This window comes from Pseudomonas sp. CFBP 8770, assembly GCF_014841705.1.
Classification (GTDB): Bacteria; Pseudomonadota; Gammaproteobacteria; order Pseudomonadales; family Pseudomonadaceae; genus Aquipseudomonas.
In genome coordinates, this window is sequence record NZ_JACYUL010000002.1 from 258,493 (window position 1) to 276,424 (window position 17,932).

22 protein-coding genes are annotated in these 17,932 nt (G+C 61.9%); 2 read left to right on the forward strand and 20 right to left on the reverse strand.

What is annotated here, in order from left to right; translation table 11 throughout:
* Positions 1-2 precede the first annotated feature (2 nt).
* Positions 3-944: a DMT family transporter gene (locus IFT98_RS06040; RefSeq protein ID WP_192047749.1), complete on the reverse strand. Its 942-nt coding sequence runs from the start codon at positions 942-944 to the stop codon at positions 3-5.
* Between the two features lie 68 nt (positions 945-1,012).
* Positions 1,013-1,753, reverse strand: a complete 741-nt coding sequence (locus tag IFT98_RS06045; protein WP_192047750.1) for an AraC family transcriptional regulator — start codon at positions 1,751-1,753, stop codon at positions 1,013-1,015.
* Positions 1,754-2,105: 352 nt separating this feature from the next.
* On the opposite strand from IFT98_RS06045, the gene IFT98_RS06050 reads away from it, so the two are divergent.
* Entirely contained in the window at positions 2,106-2,411 is a 306-nt protein-coding gene (locus IFT98_RS06050) for a hypothetical protein (protein ID WP_192047751.1), read from the forward strand.
* A gap of 88 nt (positions 2,412-2,499) precedes the next feature.
* Here the strand turns inward: IFT98_RS06050 and IFT98_RS06055 are convergent, their stop codons facing one another.
* On the reverse strand, positions 2,500-3,831 hold the full coding sequence (locus tag IFT98_RS06055) for an aminotransferase-like domain-containing protein (protein ID WP_192047904.1): 1,332 nt from the start codon (positions 3,829-3,831) through the stop codon (positions 2,500-2,502).
* Positions 3,832-3,920: 89 nt separating this feature from the next.
* Here IFT98_RS06055 and IFT98_RS06060 point away from each other — a divergent pair, with 89 nt between their 5' ends.
* Positions 3,921-4,838: a DMT family transporter gene (locus tag IFT98_RS06060; protein WP_192047752.1), complete on the forward strand. Its 918-nt coding sequence runs from the start codon at positions 3,921-3,923 to the stop codon at positions 4,836-4,838.
* Here the strand turns inward: IFT98_RS06060 and IFT98_RS06065 are convergent.
* From IFT98_RS06065 to IFT98_RS06140, 17 genes are all read right to left on the reverse strand, one after another.
* Positions 4,816-5,040, reverse strand: coding sequence for a YgdI/YgdR family lipoprotein (locus IFT98_RS06065; protein ID WP_122794940.1), 225 nt, complete (start codon positions 5,038-5,040; stop codon positions 4,816-4,818). The genes IFT98_RS06060 and IFT98_RS06065 overlap by 23 nt on opposite strands.
* A gap of 125 nt (positions 5,041-5,165) precedes the next feature.
* Positions 5,166-5,297, reverse strand: a complete 132-nt coding sequence (locus IFT98_RS21070; RefSeq protein WP_274603752.1) for a hypothetical protein — start codon at positions 5,295-5,297, stop codon at positions 5,166-5,168.
* Between the two features lie 15 nt (positions 5,298-5,312).
* On the reverse strand, positions 5,313-5,534 hold the full coding sequence (locus tag IFT98_RS20985; RefSeq protein WP_244650879.1) for a hypothetical protein: 222 nt from the start codon (positions 5,532-5,534) through the stop codon (positions 5,313-5,315).
* Between the two features lie 97 nt (positions 5,535-5,631).
* Positions 5,632-5,946 (reverse strand): type II toxin-antitoxin system ChpB family toxin, encoded by a 315-nt coding sequence (locus IFT98_RS06075; RefSeq protein ID WP_446730812.1) that lies wholly within the window; start codon positions 5,944-5,946, stop codon positions 5,632-5,634.
* A gap of 29 nt (positions 5,947-5,975) precedes the next feature.
* Positions 5,976-6,230: an AbrB/MazE/SpoVT family DNA-binding domain-containing protein gene (locus IFT98_RS06080; protein ID WP_122476176.1), complete on the reverse strand. Its 255-nt coding sequence runs from the start codon at positions 6,228-6,230 to the stop codon at positions 5,976-5,978.
* Between the two features lie 201 nt (positions 6,231-6,431).
* On the reverse strand, positions 6,432-7,043 hold the full coding sequence (locus IFT98_RS06085; protein ID WP_122713837.1) for a LysE family translocator: 612 nt from the start codon (positions 7,041-7,043) through the stop codon (positions 6,432-6,434).
* A 112-nt stretch (positions 7,044-7,155) separates the two neighbouring features.
* Positions 7,156-7,938, reverse strand: a complete 783-nt coding sequence (locus tag IFT98_RS06090; protein WP_192047754.1) for a DODA-type extradiol aromatic ring-opening family dioxygenase — start codon at positions 7,936-7,938, stop codon at positions 7,156-7,158.
* A gap of 14 nt (positions 7,939-7,952) precedes the next feature.
* Positions 7,953-8,522 (reverse strand): hypothetical protein, encoded by a 570-nt coding sequence (locus IFT98_RS06095; RefSeq protein WP_192047755.1) that lies wholly within the window; start codon positions 8,520-8,522, stop codon positions 7,953-7,955.
* Positions 8,523-8,776: 254 nt separating this feature from the next.
* Positions 8,777-9,928 (reverse strand): iron-containing alcohol dehydrogenase, encoded by a 1,152-nt coding sequence (locus IFT98_RS06100; RefSeq protein ID WP_192047756.1) that lies wholly within the window; start codon positions 9,926-9,928, stop codon positions 8,777-8,779.
* A gap of 48 nt (positions 9,929-9,976) precedes the next feature.
* A complete protein-coding gene (locus tag IFT98_RS06105; RefSeq protein ID WP_122476163.1) occupies positions 9,977-10,591 on the reverse strand; it encodes an ANTAR domain-containing response regulator in 615 nt (204 codons plus the stop codon).
* A 16-nt stretch (positions 10,592-10,607) separates the two neighbouring features.
* The gene (locus tag IFT98_RS06110) at positions 10,608-11,732 is read right to left on the reverse strand and encodes a transporter substrate-binding domain-containing protein (protein ID WP_192047757.1); all 1,125 of its coding nucleotides are present in this window, start codon (positions 11,730-11,732) and stop codon (positions 10,608-10,610) included.
* Entirely contained in the window at positions 11,729-13,249 is a 1,521-nt protein-coding gene (locus IFT98_RS06115; RefSeq protein WP_192047758.1) for an amidase, read from the reverse strand. The genes IFT98_RS06110 and IFT98_RS06115 overlap by 4 nt, the downstream gene beginning before the upstream one ends.
* Before the next feature lie 12 nt (positions 13,250-13,261).
* Positions 13,262-13,966 (reverse strand): ABC transporter ATP-binding protein, encoded by a 705-nt coding sequence (locus IFT98_RS06120; protein WP_192047759.1) that lies wholly within the window; start codon positions 13,964-13,966, stop codon positions 13,262-13,264.
* Positions 13,959-14,684 (reverse strand): ATP-binding cassette domain-containing protein, encoded by a 726-nt coding sequence (locus IFT98_RS06125; protein ID WP_192047760.1) that lies wholly within the window; start codon positions 14,682-14,684, stop codon positions 13,959-13,961. The genes IFT98_RS06120 and IFT98_RS06125 overlap by 8 nt, the downstream gene beginning before the upstream one ends.
* Positions 14,681-15,712, reverse strand: a complete 1,032-nt coding sequence (locus tag IFT98_RS06130) for an ABC transporter permease subunit (RefSeq protein WP_244650881.1) — start codon at positions 15,710-15,712, stop codon at positions 14,681-14,683. The genes IFT98_RS06125 and IFT98_RS06130 overlap by 4 nt, the downstream gene beginning before the upstream one ends.
* Positions 15,712-16,581: an ABC transporter permease subunit gene (locus IFT98_RS06135; RefSeq protein WP_192047761.1), complete on the reverse strand. Its 870-nt coding sequence runs from the start codon at positions 16,579-16,581 to the stop codon at positions 15,712-15,714. Before IFT98_RS06135 ends, IFT98_RS06130 begins: the two co-directional genes overlap by 1 nt.
* 10 nt (positions 16,582-16,591) lie before the next feature.
* Positions 16,592-17,830, reverse strand: a complete 1,239-nt coding sequence (locus IFT98_RS06140; protein WP_192047762.1) for an urea ABC transporter substrate-binding protein — start codon at positions 17,828-17,830, stop codon at positions 16,592-16,594.
* Positions 17,831-17,932 lie beyond the last annotated feature (102 nt).

Sequence of the window (17,932 nt, forward strand, 5' to 3'; positions counted from 1 at the left end):
GATCAGCTTGCAAGTGTAGGAGGAGCACGATGGCAATTCAGACACCAGACAACCCCGGCGACCAGCAACGTAATGGCCGCTATCTCGTACGTATCGGGTAACCGATGCTCCCATACAAATCCAAAAGCCAACGCTGCCAGCGTCTCGATCACCAGCACTTGCCCGCTAAGTGCCAACGGCAGAAGCCGACTTGCCTGATTCCAGCACGCGCCCCCGATAACCGAGGAAAGAAGGGCTACACCACAGGCCACCAGAAAAAAACGCAGCCATTCTGAACTGCCATGGGCATCTGCCTGAAAAACCAGCACAGGCACCGCCAGGAGCAACGACTGAGCGCCCGTCATGATGCCGGTCAGCAGTGCCCAGTCATTGGAGGAAATGCTGGTGAGCTGAATCAGCCGCCGAGCATTGCGGACGGCGAACCAAGTCCACGCAACCAACGCACCTGTGGCGCAGAGAATACCCGCGATGGCTGTCGATGTTTCAGGCGTGTCGCCATTGATCAGTGCATGCCAACTGATAAGTACAACGCCGGCCATTGCGCAGCACAGCGAGGGGGCGAGTCTGCGCAGGGAGACGGCATTGGTGTCGTGCCGACCTGCCAAGGTCAGCAACACGGGGATGAGCCCGACAATCAGTGACGTCGTCGCAATTCCCACCAGTTGCACCCCGGTACCTACCAGCGCGTAGTAAACGAGATTCCCGATCAGGCTGAGCCAGAAGAGTGAATTCCAATCGGCTCGAGTAAGGTTTGCGCACACCTGCCGCCACCGGGACATAAGCAGAACAGCTGAAATCGCACCGTAAAAAAGAAATCGAAGCACTGCGAATTGCAGGCCGCTCAAGCCTTGGGTGAGCTGTGGCCCAAGAAAAATCACTCCCCAGCACAGTCCCGCGCAAACACCATAAACAATACCCTTCAACAGCGATCGATCAGTAAACATTCCACCCGTGCTCCGTAGCTTGAACGGGGAAAGTCTGAAGCGCCGAACCAGGAGAGTATTGTCGGTAACTACGGGATTTTTATCCCAGAATGCTTTTGCGCTTTGCGATAGACCGCCGGAGTGACGGCGCTTACACGTTGCATGGTTCGAGTCAGCGATGCCTGATCGGAAAAACCTGTACGCAAGGCAATCTCGGCGATCGGCAAGGAAGTGCCACGCAGCCATCTCTGAGCTTCCTGGATGCGTAACCCCGTCAACCAGGCCTGAGGACTCATTCCAAACATTTGCCGAAATCGCTGGTGCATTTGACTCATGCTCATGTTTGCAGCCTGGGCCATGACCTCGTTGCTCCAGTTTGCCCCCGGGTTAGCCCGCAAGCGAGCGACCAGTTGCTCGATGGCGGATGGGGAACTGTAGGTGTCAGGGCCGAGAGATGAGAGAAGCAGCGAGCTCAACTGTGGAGCGTCCAAGGCTAGTCGCTCGTTGCCGATGAGCTCGGCGAACTCGATCAGCCGCCGTGTCGCAGGGGAGATAGGTACGTACGTCTTTCGAGCCAGAAGCTCCATCTGAAGTGTCTCCAGCAGAGCCGGCGCGCAGTCCAGCACCAGAAAACAGCTGTCTGCGCGGCTGAGCTGAGAGTGCACCGAGCCTGGCCTCACCACGGCGGCCAATGACTGATCGATGCTCCCGCCGCGACCGTCTACATCGATCTCCATCTGGCCACGAACCGGCAGGACAAATTGAGCATGATCGTGGGAGTGATGAGGGTTTTCACACTCATAGCTGCGGATTTCTAGATTCAGGAGCATGAGTGCATCACTCGGGCGGAGTCCAGGGACGAGGGATTTTAGCACCCGAGCCGGGCGATAGATCGCGCGAGAAGGGGGCGTTGACACCACTGCCGCATCATATTCCGATGGCGAGTACCGGTGTTAGTATTGAGGTCGTGAGAGCCACAGCCTGATCGGGAAATGGTAGATCGGTATTCTGCCCAGTTTTGCTAATGCGGGGCGTCATATGATCCTTGTTCTTATTATTGGGATGCTCGCTTTTTGCTCCGGCTATTTGGTTTCCCTCGAAGATAGATTACAGAGGGACCGTACATTTCATCCTTTCGATGTATTCAACAATTTTCGGGCGTCGCCGAGGTGCCGAAAAAAAATGGCTTATGTGGGCATGTTGATTTTTGTCTTGGCAGGCGTGGTTTACCTTCTTGAGCCAGAGGTCATCTACTCCTCTAGAGACAAGATCAAAGCATTGGGCGCGGTCATGCTTCTCTGGTCGTTCATGTTTTATGGCTACTGCCGCGAACTGGAGTTCGACAAGTCAGGAAGCTCGCCTGCGTCGCTGCAGTGCATGGACTGTGTTGAAGGAACAGAGTGGTATTCTTTGGCACTTAAAGGGTTTTTGGCAACTTTCAAGATCCTGGCTGTTTTTGCTTTTATGTACGCAATCAAGCGTGTTTGATGGCCACATGTCCAAACTGACCTCATATCGCATTCGGCGGTCGAGTAGACGACGTGGTGTCTCGTTTTCTTACCTGGGTGAACTGGGATCAGATATACGCCCCCACCACCCGCTTTACAGCGCTCAGCGCCTCACCCAGGGCGCTCATGCTTACCGACCCAAGCGCCAGCCGTAGTGCATGAGGGACATGAACCGAGATCGAAAACGGCTCGGCCGTCGAGACCGACACATGCTCGCGCATCAGTTCCAGGGCGATTTGATCCGCCCTTGCATCTTCCGCCAACGGCAGCCACAGAAAGTACGAAGAGGGATGACGCACCACCGGCAACCCTGACAGGAGCGTGTCAGCCAACGCCTGCCGGGCCTGCGCGTCCGCGCGCTTTTGCGTCTCCAGCGCGTCGACCGTGCCATCGTCGAGCCAGGCGCAGGTGATGGCGGTCATGACGCCGGGTGTGTTCCAGGTCGTGGCCTTGACCGTGCGCTTCAACGCGTCCACTCGATGCACAGGGGCTGCGACGAAGCCGACGCGCAAGCCGGTGGCGATGTTCTTGGAAAACCCGGACACGTAAAACGTTCTTTCAGGCGCCAACTCAATGATGGGTGGCGGCGGATCCTGCGCCAGAAACGCGTAGGCCGCGTCTTCAATGATCATCAGATCATGCGCGCGGGCGATCGCCACCAAGCGCTCGCGCTGATCGGCGGGCAGCACCCAACCCAACGGATTGTGCAGCGTAGGCATCGTGTAGACGGCGCGCACCGAACGACGGCGGCAGAGCGAGGCGAGGGCCTCGAGATCCGGCCCCTGAGCAGTGACAGGAATCGGCAGCACTTCAAGGTGCAATGTCTTGCACAGCAACTTGAAGCCAGGATAGGTCAACGCATCTGCCGCGATCACGTCCCCAGGTTTCAGCAATGCCATCAGGCTTATCGCCAAACCGTGTTGGGCGCCACTGACGATCAGAATCTGCTCGGGATCAACCGTGACGCCACGATGGATCAGATGACGGGCGATTGAAGCCCGTTCATGCACGCGGCCCGCATGTGGCTGATAGCGTAAATGCGCTTCCAGGTCGCCGGACAACGCCAGTTGGCGTAAGGCACTGCGCAACAGGTCGGCCTGCCCTGGCATGGCCGGATAGTTGAAGTTGAGGTCGATCACACCCGCAGTAACGTCCGGTTGATCGATACCTTGGCCGGGCGGCAGTGAGGTTTCCCGAACGAACGTCCCGCGCCCGGTCTCGCCGCTGACCAGTCCCATGGCTTCTAACTCCGCATACACCCGGCTGGCGGTGACCAAGGCCAATCCATGAGTGGCCGCAAGTTGGCGATGTGTCGGCAAACGCGTACCCGGCGGCAAACGTCCGGCGCGAATATCGGCTGCAAAGGTATCTACCAGCGATTTGTACCGGGGACGAGCCATCTTGAAGTGTATCCATGACAATTTTTTGATTGTCACGATAGTCAGTCATACGATGCGTTACATGCAACCCGACTTGGAGTGGACACTCGATGGAACGCACCTCTGACGTGCACAGCCAGGCAACAGTGAAACCCGCGAGCGGAGTGGTCAATGGCCTCATCGGTGTCGTGATCTTCAGCGGCTCGCTGCCCGCCACTCGCATCGCTGTGCTGGAATTCGACCCGGTATTTCTAACCGTGGCTCGGGCAGCCATCGCCGGCGTGCTCGCGCTGTGCCTGCTCTTGTTGTTCAAGGAACGGCGACCGGCACGTCAGCAGTTATTGCCTTTGATCATTGTGGCGATGGGCGTCGTGATCGGTTTTCCGCTGCTGACGGCGTTGGCATTGCAGCACGTGACGTCGGCCCATTCCATTGTGTTCGTCGGCTTGTTGCCACTGGCGACTGCTGCGTTCGGCGTTCTGCGCGGTGGCGAGCGCCCTCGGCCGGTGTTCTGGTTTTTCTCGGTGCTGGGCAGTCTGTTGGTCGTCGGGTTTGCCGTCACCCAAGGGCTGACAGCCTCGCCGACCGGCGACATTCTGATGCTCTTGGCGATTCTCGCCTGCGGCCTCGGCTATGCCGAAGGGGCAAAAATTTCCAAAACATTGGGTGGCTGGCAGGTGATCTGCTGGGCGCTGGTGTTGGCGATGCCGGTCGTGATGCCACTGACAGCATGGTTGGCGCCCGCTTCGTTTTCCGGCATCAGCACACCAGCGTGGTTGAGCCTGGCTTACGTGTCGCTGTTCAGCATGCTGATCGGCTTCGTGTTCTGGTACCGCGGCCTGGTGCAGGGCGGCATCGCTGCTGTCGGCCAGCTACAACTGCTGCAACCATTTTTTGGCCTAGCGCTGGCCGCAGTACTGCTGCACGAACAGGTCAGCCTTGGCATGTTCGGCGTCACCGTGGCGGTGATCCTCTGTGTCGCCGGGGCCAGGCGTTACGGCAGGATCAATCCTCTTCCTTCACGGTAGCCACTTCATCTGCCTTGACCCTTACCTGCTTGCCCGAAACATCTTCGAACTCATAGAAGCCGTCTTTCGTTTTGGCGTCAGGTACGTCCTTGGTGATGTACTGCGTCCCGTCCTGCAACGTGACGACCGTGTTGGTGGAGCAACCCGCCAACGTAGCGGCGCACAGGAAAGCAGTGCAATAGTAAACAGCTTTCAGTTTCATGAGGTTGACCTTCTTCGATCGATTCGCTGGGTTGCGGATGCTCTTCTTTGATGAGCTGCGGTGTTGTGGGTCGGGCGTTTTATACGCGTTGTGAGAATACCATCGACCTATTCACCACGACCCTTCTACTTGCACAGATGCATGGCGAGGCTGTCGAACTCTCGGTCGAAACTGGCTTTTTCCGCTGCGCTCAAGAAGCCCTGCTGATGTACGAATTGGTCGGTTTGATGAAGGACGGCTTCGACACGTTCGATCATACGGTCGGCTTCAGCTTAGCTGATCTTGCGGGCTTTTCGCGTGGTGCCGATGTCCGCGCTGAGAATGTTGGCTCGTACCGAGATGTGGGCTTGTCGAGGGTCGGTGATCTTGCCACCTGTTTCGCCCACCAGCTCGCGCTGGGCTTTGATGTCGCAACTGGGTAGATCAAGACTCTGTTGAGCGGCCGATGCGTTCAGGCTCAAAGCCAATAGCGAAGCCAGGATGCTGTATTTCATGGGTCTATCCAGTGTGGGCCGGTGGGTGTCGCTGCCGATATTGCAGCGTATTTTCCCATGGGTTCTTCAGCGAGAGCAGGCGCTGGTATTGTTTTCCTTACTCAACCAACACCTGAATGCGGGCCAGTACATCGTCCATCACCACCTCGGGGGCGGTCTCTACGCGTTTGCCCCCACGAGCCTCAAGGTCAACGGTGCGCAGTTGATTGCACAACACCACGCCTTGCGTCTCCGTGCCGGAACCGCTTAGTGGCACGGCAAAACCGGCATGGCGGGAAAAATCCCCGCCTTGGGTGATGGGTGCGATCAGCACCAAGCCCGATACGTTGAAGGCCGCAGGCGAAATGATCAGCGCTGGACGAAAATCGCCTTGCTGCTCACGGCCGGCGGTGGGATTCAGGTTCAGGCGCACAATGTCGCCACGGTTGAATTTGGCCCGCCTCACGCTTCACGCCCAACGGCTGACATGGCATCCCACGCTGCCATGTCGGCAGGTTCCGGCGCGCTCAAGTCACACTGCGCCATCAGCTCGGCCAGCGAGTAACGCGGCTTGGCCTTCGCAGGCTTGAGGGTCATAACCTCGGCGGACACATCGAGTTTCAGCACATCGCCACTGACCAGATTCATCATCTTGAGCACAGTTGCCGGCAGGCGAATCGCCGCGCTATTGCCCCACTGCTGCACTTTGACTTCCATGGCAATCTCCTGAAAAAGTGTACACATTGTAGATACAGGGCGAGTCAGTCACAAGCGTTTTGTATAAACATAGTATCTACAATTCTAGCGCAAAAGCGCGTTGTAAAACCGTCGCCTACATTGCATATCCCAAGACTGGGCCATCAGGGAATAGCCCAATACATCGCCTGAACGCTAATACGCGGATGACTTTCCAGCACCTCACACCGGCGCCGGGCTCTGCAACAACGGATACAACGACAGCACCAGCAACGCCGCCATGCCCCAGTTGAACAGCCGCAACCAGCGCGGCACGCGCAGCACGTTACGCAACACACTGCCGAAACCGGCCCAGACGCAGACGCTGGGCAGGTTGACCAGTGCAAACACCGCGGCGATGACCACCACGTTGTAAACGTAACCCTGCGCCGGCACATAGGTGGTGATGGCGCCAACTGCCATCACCCAGGCCTTGGGATTCACCCATTGAAAGGCGGCGGCGCCGAGGAAGGTCATGGGTGTGCTGTCCTGTTCTCCTGCCTCGCTCATGCTGCCAGAGGTGGCTATGCACCATGCCAGGTAAAGCAGGTAGGCCGCGCCTATCCAGCGCAGGGCGGTGTAGGTCCAAGGCACGGCGGTGAATATTTCACCCAGGCCCAATCCTACCGCCAGCACCAGCAGCATAAAACCCAGGCTGATGCCCAAGGCATGGGGAATGGTGCGCAGGAAACCGAAGTTCACCCCCGAAGCCAGCAGCATGGTGTTGTTCGGACCTGGAGTGATGGACGACACCAGAGCGAAAAGGGCGAAGGCAGGCAAGAGGTCGATGAGCATGTCCGTATGGTCTCTGGGATGTTGTAGCAGTGAAACTACCTGACGGCAGGGCCAGTGATACCGTACAGCCAAAGTTCATTTCACCCGTACACCCAGCATTCGGGTGATGCCCTTACGTGAACAAATAACTGTCCATCGCCAACACCCCATACTCCACGCCGCCCTCGATCACCCGCGTTTCATACTGCTCACCCGCCGCGCCCAAGGCGATGAACAACGGCATGAAGTGCTCGTCCGTGGGGTGCGCGCGCTCTGCCGAGGGGGCGTATTGCCGGTAGTCCAGCAGCGCATCCAGATTGCCCGAGGCCAGGGTTTTCGCCGTCCAGGCGGCGAAATCCTTGACGTATTGAGCGCCGTGGGGCGTGGCGCCGCGGAACTCGTAGAGGTTGTGCGTCAGGCTGCCGGAGGCCACGATCAACACGTTCATGTCGCGCAGTGGCTTGAGCGCCTGGCCCAGCTTCCATGCTTCGCGGGTGTCGAGCGACGCCGGCATGGAGACCTGTATCACCGGGATGTCCGCGGCTGGCGCCAGATACAGCAGGGGTACCCAGGCACCGTGGTCCAGGCCCCGCTCGGCATCCAGGCGGGATTGCCAGCCGCCGGCCTGCAGCATGTCGACGATCCGCGCGGCCAGGGCCGGTGCGCCCGGTGCTGGGTATTGAATCCGATACAGGGCGTCGGGGAAGCCGCCGAAATCGTGAATCGTCGGCGGGGCTGCACTGGCGGTCACGCGGATGTCACTGCGGGTCATCCAATGCGGGGAAAGGATGACGATGGCTTCGGGCCGCGGCAACTTACGACCCAGCTCGGCCAGGTGTTTGCCAGCCAGGCCGGGCTCGACCGCGAACATGGGGGAACCATGGGACACGAACAGTACGGGCGATCGAATAGTCATCGGCGGACTCCACGTCAAGACGTTGCGGTTTGAGGACTCCAGCTTTCGCCAAGCCGGCATTTGACCCAATACTCGAAGCTCGCGCATAGCCAGATGCCATACGCCAGCAGCTCCACACCTTCTTCAGCCGTGGTTTTCGCCAGGCGCTGGTAGCCGTCACCCATGACCTGGTGCCAGAACGCACCCATGCCGAAAATCCTCGAAAAGATCAGCACCGCAAAGCCCGTGGCCAGCGCGGCGAACGTTGGCGTGCGCAGGAAAGCGCCCAGGGACTGCAGGGTTTGCCGTCTGTGTCTGGCACTTGCCGCGCTGCCTATGGCGACTGCAGCGATAGCCAGAAAAGGCCACAGCCAGGCACTGTGACTGATGGGGTCGAACAGACCGTCCAGCTCGCGGGTCAGCAGGCAGGCGAAAAATCCTGCGGCGAGGTATTCGAAGCCGCCTTTGCGGGCCGGTCCCGGTGCGCTCCAGAACAACAGGGCGCACAACGCGAGCATGAGCTCCTGGGTGATCTCGGTAAACGATATTTCAAGGATATCGGTATGAAAGACTGCGATGTCCAACCACACCATGGCAAACGACAAGCCAGCAATCGAACATTTGGCCAAAGCGAACAGAAGCGAGTATTTCAAATCAGGGCGGGCGTACACGTGAAGCTCCAAAGCGAGACAGTTGCTATAAGTCGCGCATATAAACGTCTGGCACCGCGAAAAGAAAGCGGACTTTCACGATAGTAAACATTGATGGAGTTGATGCGATGGGTTGCTCGCAGTCAGACAGCCCCTTGGTATGGGGCTGTCTGCCGTGCAGCACGGGAGGCGCCGTGGTCGGCAGCGACCTAGAACGCCGCGGTATAGATTGCCAGCGCATCGGCCTCGCTGACTTCGCGCGGGTTGTTGACCAGCAGGCGCTGTTGCAGCATTGCGCTGCGAGCCAGTTGCGGCAGGCTCTCGCGGGTCACTCCGGCATCACCCAGGCGCAGCGGCAGGCCGGTGGCCACATGAAGCCTGAGCAGTTCGTCGATGAACTGCTGCGCCGCATCGCCCGGTTGCAGGCGCTCGCCCAGCACCAAGGGCGCCAGCTCGGCGTACAGGCCCTGGGCGGCCGGCAGGTTGAAGCGCAGCACTTGCTGCAGTACCAGCGCATTGGACAGGCCGTGGGGCAGGTGAAAGCTGACACCCAGCGGGTAGGCCAGGGCGTGCACGGCGGCGACGGGTGCGTTGGCGAAGGCCTGGCCGGCCAGGCAGGCACCCAGCAACATCGCCTGGCGGGCTTCCAGGTCCTGCGGTGTATTGACCGCGCGTTCCAGGTTCGCCGCCAACAGGCGCAAGGCTTCGCGCGCCAGCAGGTCGGAGAGCGGGTTCTTGCGGTGCTTGCTGGTGTAGGCCTCGATGGCGTGCACCATGGCGTCGATGCCGGTGGCAGCGGTGACCGGGGCGGGCAGGCCGATGGTCAATTGCGCGTCGAGAATTGCCAGGTCCGGCAACAGCTGGTTCGCCACCACACCGGACTTGCCGGTGGCCGTGGTGACGATGGAGATGGGCGTGACTTCCGAACCCGTGCCCGCGGTGGTGGGTACCTGAATCAATGGCAAACGCGGGCCGGTGGCCTGGTTCACGCCGTAGATGTCGCTCAGGCTCTGCCGCTGCCCAGGGTGTGCCAGGTAGGCGACCAGTTTGGCGGTGTCCATGGAGCTGCCGCCGCCGAAGCCGACGATCAGGTCGGCTTGTATGCCCCGGGCCTGCTCGGTGGCTGCCAGCACCAACGCTTCCGCCGGGTCGGCGAGCACGTCGCTGTACACCGCCAGTTCGATGCCCGCAGTGGCGAAGCCCGGCAGCACGCTGTCGAGCAGGCCGTGCTTGAGGATGCCGGCATCGGTGACCAGCAATACCCGCTGGGCGCCGCGGCTGGCGCACTGTTCGGCCAGGGCGGCGGCGCTGCCGGTGGCGCAGATGAGGTGGGCAGTGCTGCTGAAGGTGAATCCTTGCATGGGGTGACCTCGTATTCTTGTGGTTGGGGGCGCTGGTTCAGCGCAGGGCTAGGGCAGCGGCTGTTCGGGTTCGGCAGGTTGATCGGCATCGATGATCTGCTGGGCGATGGCCTCCATGCTGGTGCGGCGCGTCATGGCTTCGCGTTGCAGGCGCCGATGGGCATCGTTCTCGCCCAGGCGATGGCGCGCCATCAACAGCGCCTTGGCCATGGAGATTTTCGACACGGCCGGTTGCCGGCTTTGCAGCTTGCGCAACTCGGCGAGCATGTCGATGCGCGCCCGCCAGGCGGCCCGCGCCATCAGCAACTGGGTCAGCAGGCCGAAGGGCCGCAGGGGCCGCTCGATGACCGCCGCCGGTTGCGTCTCCAGCACCAGTTGCAGCATCGACGGGTTCTCGTAACCGACCACGGCGATGATTGGCGGCGCCTGCTCGCTCAGGCCTTCCACCAAGGTTTGCGTGTTCAACCGCTGGCTCAGTTCCACGGCCAGCAGCACCACGTCGACCGCTTCGGGCAGCGTGGTGGGCACCGGCCAGCGTTGTTCGACGATGCAGCCGATGCGCTGCAGTTGGTCGAGCACGATGCGTGCCTCACCGTCTTGTGGGTGAATCACCAGTACGCGCAGGCCCTTGAGTTCGCGCAGCAGGGACGGCGCGCTGGTCATCTCGGCCTCCGGCAGGTCATGGCTGCACGTCCATCTGGTAGTCGACCATATAGGGGCTCGGCTGCACGGCTTCGGCGCTCTCCAGCACCAACTGGAATCGCCGTCGCTGGTCGAGCCGGGCGATGCGTGGCCACAGCCAGGTGTGCTGGGTCTGGGCGTCGATCTGCACGGTGCCTTGAGGCGCCTCGAAGCTTGCCCCGGCCAGTGCTTCGCGCAGGGCCTGCACTGAGTCATCGGACGCGCGGCGCGCGGCTTGCGCGAACAGGTGAACCTGAAAGTAGGCCGCTTCGGCACCCGAGGTAATCGCGGCGTGTTCGCCGAAGCGCGCACGGTAGCGTGCCACGAACGCCTGGCTGGCCGGCGTCTGCAAGGTCGAGAACCAAGGCGCGGCGGAGATGTGGCCTTCGGCTTCCTCGTCGCTCATGGCTTGCACGTCGACCTCGTTGGTGGCCAGGCTGACGATGGGCACGACCGCAGGATCGAACCCCGCCTGGCGATAGGCGCGGTGCAGCGATGGAATGTCGCTGCCGACGATGGTCGAGTAGATGGCATCGGGAGCGGTTTCGCGCACCCGCTGCATGACCCGGTCGAAATCTTCGGCGGTGGCGTGGAAGGGCAGGTAGATCTCGTCGACGACCTCGCCGCCGGCCTGTTCGAACAGCTCGCGCATGATGCGGTTCGATTCGTAGGGGTAGACATAAGAGCCCCCGACGAACAGCACCCGCCCGCCATGGGTTTCCAGCACGTAGCGGGCCAGCTGCAGGGAGTTCTGGTTGGGTGCCGAGCCGGTATAGAAGCAGTACGGCGAGTATTCGAAACCTTCGTACAGGGTTGGGTAGAACAGCAATCGACGACGGCTTTCGACCACCGGCAGAACCACCTTGCGTGTGCTCGACATGTGCGTGCCGAACAGCACCTGCACCTGATGCTGGTCGCACAGCTGCAGTGCGCTGTCGCGGTAATTGTTCGGGTCGCCGCCGGGGTCGCCGTCGATGGCCAGCAGGCGCCGGCCGTCGAGGCCGCCGCTGTCATTGATTTCGCCGATGGCCAGGTGCGTGGCATTGGCCTGGGCGGTTTCCGACGCCGCCGTCAGGCTGGCCCGGGAAAACAGCAGGCCTACCTTGTAGTCTTCGCCGCTCATGAGGTCAGGCTTTCCCAATCGATATGCTGTTCGAAGTGATGCGCAGCCTGGTAAAGGGTCGCCTCATGGTAATCGCGGGCGATGAGCATCAAACCCACCGGCAACCCCTGGGCCAATCCGCAGGGAATCGACATGGCCGGGTGGCCGGTCACATCGAACGGTGCGGTGTTGGCGTTCATTTCCAGGGCACGATTGACCCAGGTTGCGGGCGTGGCATCGGCTGCGGGAAGCTTGGGTGCCTTGAGTGGCACCGTTGGCATCAGCAGCAGATCGTAGCGGGTGAACTGCTCGTCGTAGGCGGCGCGCAGCTGGCGTGCAGCGTTCTGCGCCTTGGCATAGAACTGGCCGGCGAATCGCTGGTGGGCATAATGGCCGGCCAGCAGGCAGGTTTTCAGATCGTGAGGGAAGGCGTCGGCTTGCTGTTGCCAATCTTGTTGCGCGCGCATCAGGCTCTCCACGTACAAGCCCTTCCAATTGGAACCGTAATTGTAGCCGCGCAGCAGCTGCGTGGTGCCCTCCACGGCAATCGGTGTCCAGATGGCATGGCCCAGTGCGTGCAGGGGGATGGAAACCTCGTCCACCAGCGCGCCCCATTCGGCGAACAGACCGGCGGCGCGGCGCACGGCGGCGTCGACATCGGCTTCGGAATTGGCGTGGCCGAAGCCCTCGCTGACCACGCCGATGCGCAGGCCCGCAACACCTGCGCCCAGGGCCTGGGTATAGGACTGTACCGGCATCTGCCGATCCTGGCGCGGATCCAGGCCGTCGGCGCCGGCCAGTGCTTCGAGCATCAGTGCGCTGTCGGCCACCGTGGCGCTCATGACGCCGGCATGGTCCAGGGTCATTTCGATGGGCATGATGCCGGTGTAGGGCACCAGTCCGTGGGTCGGCTTCATACCGTAGATGCCCGAGTAGGCCGCTGGAATGCGCACCGAGCCGCCTTGATCGGTGCCGATGGCCAGGTCCACTTCACCGGCGACGATCAGCGCGGCGCATCCCGACGACGACCCCCCGGTCGAATGCCCTGGGTTGCGCGGGTTGTGCACCGCGCCGGTGGCGTTGGTGTGGCTGCTGCCCGATACGCAGAAAAACTCGCAATGGGCCTTGCCCAGAATGCTGCCGCCGGCGTCCAGCACGCGCGTGGCCACGGTGGCGTCGACATCGGGGACGTAACCTTGCAGGGTCGACGAACCATTCATCATGGGCACACCGGCCAGGCAGATGTTGTCCTTGAGGGCGACGCGCTTGCCTGCGAGCTTGCCGTCGGCAGCGCCGTGCAGGTCGGTGCGCACGTACCAGGCGTTGTAGGGGTTCTGCGCCGGTGCGGGAATCTGCCCGGCATTCCTGGGGTACCGCTGCGGCACGCTGGCAGGTTGCAGTTGATCCAGGCGGTCATAGTCCTGCCAGACCGCTTCGAGGATGTCGGCATACTGCGCCAGTAACGGCGCTGGCAGATGCAGGCCCAGTTGGTTGCCGGTTTCGGCAAGTTCGGCCTGGGTTGGACGTTGAATGGACATGACGATGAATCCTTAAGAATGAAAGCCCATGAAACGCTCGGCAAGCGCTTCGGCAGTGGTGCTGGCAGGGTCGACTTCGTCGACCAGTTGGCCGTTCTCGATGATCAGGATGCGGTCGGCCAGGGCCGTCAGGAAGTCGATGTCCTGCTCCACCAGAATGATCCCCAGGCCCTGTTCGCGACGCAGGCGCTGCAGGGTTTCGATGATCTCGTCGCAGATGGAGGGCTGGATGCCCTCGGTCGGTTCATCGAGCAGAATCAGCTTCGGGTTGCCGCACAGGCAGCGAGCCAGGGCCAGCAGCTGTTGTTCGCCGCCGGACAATGCACCGCCGGGCTGGTCGAGCAGCCGTTGCAGCCGCGGGAAATACGCCAGGATCCGCTCGATGGTGGCGCCGGCCTCAGCGAAGTGCTTCACGCAGCCCATGCGCAGGTTTTCGCCAACAGTGAGGAACGGGAAAATCTGTCGGCCCTGGGGCACGTAGCCGATGCCGGCCCGTGCCCGCTGGCTGGCGTCGGCGCGGCTCAGGTCCTGGCCGGCGAACCGCACGCTGCCTGACAGCGCCGGCAACTCGCCGATCAGCGCGCGCAGCAGGGTGGTCTTGCCCATACCGTTACGGCCGAACACGCCGATGCAGCTGTCGGTGGCGCTGCGCAGACCAATGTCGCGCAGCACCGGCACGCGTCCGTAGCCGGAACACAATCCGTTGACTTCAAGCATGTTTGATCTCCTGTTTGCCCAGATAGGCTTCGCGCACCAACGGGTCCTGAGTCACCTCGGCAAAGCTGCCCTGGGCGAGGATTGCCCCCTGGTTGAACACGGTGACCGTGCCGGCGATCAGGCGGATGAACTCCATGTCATGCTCGACCACTACCACGGTGCTGTGCGCATTGATCTCCTTGATCAGCGCTGCGGTCTTGCGCACTTCCTGATAGGTCATGCCGGCGGCCGGCTCGTCCAGCAGCACCAGCGTCGGCCGCGAGGCCAGAATCATGCCCAGTTCTACCCATTGACGCTGGCCATGGGCAAGGTCGCCCACCAGACGATGACGGTGTTCGCTCAGATCGATGCGTTGCAGGGTCTGTTCGGCGGTTTGCCGGGCCTGATCGGCACCCTGCGTGCGGCTGGCGGCCAGCCGCAGGTTCTCGAACACATCCAGGCCGTCGAACACGCTGGGCGTCTGGGTCTTGATGCCGATGCCCATGCGGGCGATGCGGTGCGGCGGCAGGCCGCTGATGCGTTCGCCTTGGAAGTGACAGTTGCCGTGGGAAGGCTTCAACTGCCCGCTGAGCAGTTTGAAGAAGGTGCTTTTACCCGCACCGTTGGGGCCGATGAGGCAGCGCAGCTCACCACGTTCAAGGGTGAAATCCACCGCCTTGACGGCATGCACTCCGCCGAAACTGACGCCCAGGCCTTGGGTTTGCAGAAGCACGTTCATACGCCGCCCTCCTGTGGCACGACCGTGGCGGTAGCGGCGCGGCGCGTAAATACGCGCTTGGCCAGTGAGCTCAGGCTTGGCAGCAAGCCGCGCGGCAGCAGCATGACGAAGGTCAGCAGAATCGCCCCCAGCACCAGGCCACTGTCGACCGTTTGCTGTTCGCCCAGTCGCGCCATCAGCGCCTGCAGTCCGATGCACGCCAGGATTGGCCCGAACAAGGTGCCGCGGCCGCCGACGATGACCCAGATGATGATCTGCGCCGACTGTGCCAGGCCAAACACGCCTGGGCTGACGAACGCACCCCAGTTGGCGAACAGGCATCCGGCCAGCCCGGCAATGCCGCCGCCCAGGCTGAACACGATCAGCTTGTGCAGGCGCGTGTCGTAGCCCAACAGCCCGGCACGCTGCTCGTTTTCACGGATGGCCACGACCACCTTGCCGAAGCGGCTGGCGAGCAGCCCGCGCAGACCCAGGTAGCAGAGAATCAAGGCGCCGCCGATCACCTGGAACAGGGTTTCAGGCTCCAGCACGCGCTGCGGATCGAACGGCACGTTGAGCGTCGGGATCGCCGGAATGCCATTGAAACCACCCAGCAGCGCGCTGCCGATGTGGTATTCGCTGCCCGAGGTGGAGTTCATCACGTTGAACAGAATCAACGTCACCGCCAAGGTGATCACGCCCAAGTACACATCACTGATGCCGCCGTAGAACATGAAATAGCCCATGGCCGCGGCGAACAGTGCGGGCACGGCAATGGCCAGCAGTACCGGCCAGGTACTGTCGCCGATGTTCAGCACGCCGATGGCATAGGCATAGGCACCCAGGCCGAAGAACGCGGCCTGGCCGAAACACAGGATGCCGCCAAAGCCCCAGATGAACGCCAGGCTCAGCGCCAGCAAGGCCATGACCAGGTAGATGGTCAGCGAGAGCAGGGTGAACAGGTCCAGCCACTGCGGTAGCACGCCGACCAGTACGGCAGCGAGCACACAGCCCAGCACCGGCAGCACATCACGAAATGCAACAAGCATCAGAACGCCCTCCGAAAGAAACGACCGGTGATGCCTTGGGGCAACACGCGGATCAGCACGATGGCGGCCAGCAGCAAGGCCACTTCACCGAACACCGGGGTGCTGAAGAAAGTCACCACTTGGCTGATGACGCCGAACGCCCCGGCTGCACTCAGCGTGCCGGTAATGACTGCGCTGCCGCCGCCGATCACGGTGATGAAGGCCTTGGCGATGTAGCTGGCGCCCAGCGTCGGGATCACCCCGGTAAGTGGCGCGAGGACCGCGCCACCGAGCCCGGCCAAAGCCGCACCCAGGCCAAAGGTAAGGCTGTAGATGCGCCCGGGGTTGGCGCCCAGGGCGGCGGCCATCTTGGCGTTCTGCATGGTCGCCCGCGCGCACAGGCCAAACTGGGTGAAGCGCAGCAGCGCCCACAGGCCCAGCAGGACCGCCACGGCCACGGCAATCACGAACAGTCCGTAGCCACTGGTTTGATAGGCGCCCAGGGTAATGCCCGGCAACGGTGAACTGATGCCCACCGTGGTGTTGCCGAACAGCATGGTTGCCGTACCGGTCAGCGCCAGGCTCAAGCCCCAGGTGGCCAGCATGGTGTCGATCATGCGGCCGTACAGATGACGAATCAGCAGGCGTTCGACCAGCATGCCGAACAGGCCCACCGTGAGCGGCGCCAGCACCAGGATCGAGATCCAGATCGGCACGTGCCAGTGGTGGGTGGCCAGGACGGCGACGTAGCCGCCGAGCATCATGAACTCGCCATGCGCCAGGTTGATGATCTTCATCATGCCGAACACCACCGCCAGGCCGATGCTGAGCAGCACCAGCGTGGCGATGGCGCCGACTATCTGCAGGGAAAAAATCGCAGCCCAATCCATGTCCGTCTCCTTACAGCGCGATGCTGTATTGCTTGGCATCACGGGGGTTCTTGATCAGGTCGCAGACTGCGGCGGTGTCCGAAGGCGCCTGTTGGGCGAAGCTCTCGACCACCTCGAGGCGGCGATCGCGCACCTCGGCGATGTGTACGTCCAGAATGCAGTGGTGGGTGGCCGGGTCGATGCTGACCTTGCCGCTGGGCAGGTCCAGGCTGATGCCTTTCTCCAGCGCTTCGATGACCGCCATGCGTTCGATGGAACCGGCCTGGCGCACGCCCTCGGCCCACAGCATCATGCCCTGATAAGCGCCCATGGCCAGTTCGGTGATGTACGGGTAGTCGGATCCGAAGCGCTTGTGGAAGCGTTCGACGAACGCCGTGTTGAGCGGGGTCTGCAGTTCCTGCACGTAGTTCTGGCAGATCAGGATGCCATTGCATTCTTCGGGCGAGAGCACGATGTGCTCGTTGCCACCGGCGAAGGTGGTCGAGGCGATCGGCAGCTTGCCGGTCATGCCGGCGGCCTTCCACTGGCGGTAGAACGACATGTGCGCGCCGCCGACCAGGGCCGACCAGACGAAGTCCGGCTTGGCTTCCTGGATCTTCGAAATGGTCGCGCCGAAGTTGGTCACGTCCAGCGGGAAGAACTCGACACCCACGCTCGAACCGCCGGCCTGCTCGACGTACTTCTTCACCCAGGCGGTGACGATCTGCCCGTAGTTGTAGTCCGCCGCCACGATATAGACCTTCTTGCCCCACTTCTGGGTCACGTGGGACACCAGCTTCTCCACGGTCTGCCCCGGCGTCACGCCGGTGCCGAAGAAGTTGCGATCACACACGCCGCCTTCGTACTGGTTGTCGTAGAAGTACAGTGTCTTGTAGCGGTCCAGTACCGGCCGTACCACCTCGCGTGACGCCGAGGTGATGCCCGCGTGCACCACGGCGGCGCGATCCTTGAGCGCCGCCTGCTGGGCGTATTGGGCGTACAGCTGCATGTTGGACTGGGTGTCGTATTTGATCAGGTTCAACGGCCGACCGAGCAGACCGCCCTGGGCATTGAGTTCCTCGGTGGCGAATGTCAGCGCGTCCACGATCGGCTTGCCGTAGATGTCCAGGCCACCCGAGCTGTCGTACAGCGAGGCGATCTTGATGGCGTCGTCGGCGGCGAAGGCCGACAGGCTCTTGAAGCTCAGCGCCGACAGTGCGGCAGCGGAAATGGCGGACGAACGCAGGAAGGTACGACGATTGATAGCCATGCTCAGTGCTCCTGGAACCAGCCCTGCGTGCCATCGCCTGCCGGTTCGCGGACAGCCGAATGGGCTGCCCGTGCAAGCACCGGAAAAGCAATGGAGTGGGGT

Coding starts and splice junctions, on each gene's coding strand:
- IFT98_RS06040 (WP_192047749.1), bottom strand. CDS start 944: ATGTTTACTGATCGATCGCTGTTGAAGGGTATTGTTTATGGTGTTTGC.
- IFT98_RS06045 (WP_192047750.1), bottom strand. CDS start 1,753: ATGCTCCTGAATCTAGAAATCCGCAGCTATGAGTGTGAAAACCCTCAT.
- IFT98_RS06050 (WP_192047751.1), top strand. CDS start 2,106: ATGGCTTATGTGGGCATGTTGATTTTTGTCTTGGCAGGCGTGGTTTAC.
- IFT98_RS06055 (WP_192047904.1), bottom strand. CDS start 3,831: ATGGCTCGTCCCCGGTACAAATCGCTGGTAGATACCTTTGCAGCCGAT.
- IFT98_RS06060 (WP_192047752.1), top strand. CDS start 3,921: ATGGAACGCACCTCTGACGTGCACAGCCAGGCAACAGTGAAACCCGCG.
- IFT98_RS06065 (WP_122794940.1), bottom strand. CDS start 5,040: ATGAAACTGAAAGCTGTTTACTATTGCACTGCTTTCCTGTGCGCCGCT.
- IFT98_RS21070 (WP_274603752.1), bottom strand. CDS start 5,297: ATGATCGAACGTGTCGAAGCCGTCCTTCATCAAACCGACCAATTCGTA.
- IFT98_RS20985 (WP_244650879.1), bottom strand. CDS start 5,534: ATGAAATACAGCATCCTGGCTTCGCTATTGGCTTTGAGCCTGAACGCA.
- IFT98_RS06080 (WP_122476176.1), bottom strand. CDS start 6,230: ATGGAAGTCAAAGTGCAGCAGTGGGGCAATAGCGCGGCGATTCGCCTG.
- IFT98_RS06085 (WP_122713837.1), bottom strand. CDS start 7,043: ATGCTCATCGACCTCTTGCCTGCCTTCGCCCTTTTCGCTCTGGTGTCG.
- IFT98_RS06090 (WP_192047754.1), bottom strand. CDS start 7,938: ATGACTATTCGATCGCCCGTACTGTTCGTGTCCCATGGTTCCCCCATG.
- IFT98_RS06100 (WP_192047756.1), bottom strand. CDS start 9,928: ATGCAAGGATTCACCTTCAGCAGCACTGCCCACCTCATCTGCGCCACC.
- IFT98_RS06105 (WP_122476163.1), bottom strand. CDS start 10,591: ATGACCAGCGCGCCGTCCCTGCTGCGCGAACTCAAGGGCCTGCGCGTA.
- IFT98_RS06110 (WP_192047757.1), bottom strand. CDS start 11,732: ATGAGCGGCGAAGACTACAAGGTAGGCCTGCTGTTTTCCCGGGCCAGC.
- IFT98_RS06115 (WP_192047758.1), bottom strand. CDS start 13,249: ATGTCCATTCAACGTCCAACCCAGGCCGAACTTGCCGAAACCGGCAAC.
- IFT98_RS06120 (WP_192047759.1), bottom strand. CDS start 13,966: ATGCTTGAAGTCAACGGATTGTGTTCCGGCTACGGACGCGTGCCGGTG.
- IFT98_RS06125 (WP_192047760.1), bottom strand. CDS start 14,684: ATGAACGTGCTTCTGCAAACCCAAGGCCTGGGCGTCAGTTTCGGCGGA.
- IFT98_RS06130 (WP_244650881.1), bottom strand. CDS start 15,712: ATGCTTGTTGCATTTCGTGATGTGCTGCCGGTGCTGGGCTGTGTGCTC.
- IFT98_RS06135 (WP_192047761.1), bottom strand. CDS start 16,581: ATGGATTGGGCTGCGATTTTTTCCCTGCAGATAGTCGGCGCCATCGCC.
- IFT98_RS06140 (WP_192047762.1), bottom strand. CDS start 17,830: ATGGCTATCAATCGTCGTACCTTCCTGCGTTCGTCCGCCATTTCCGCT.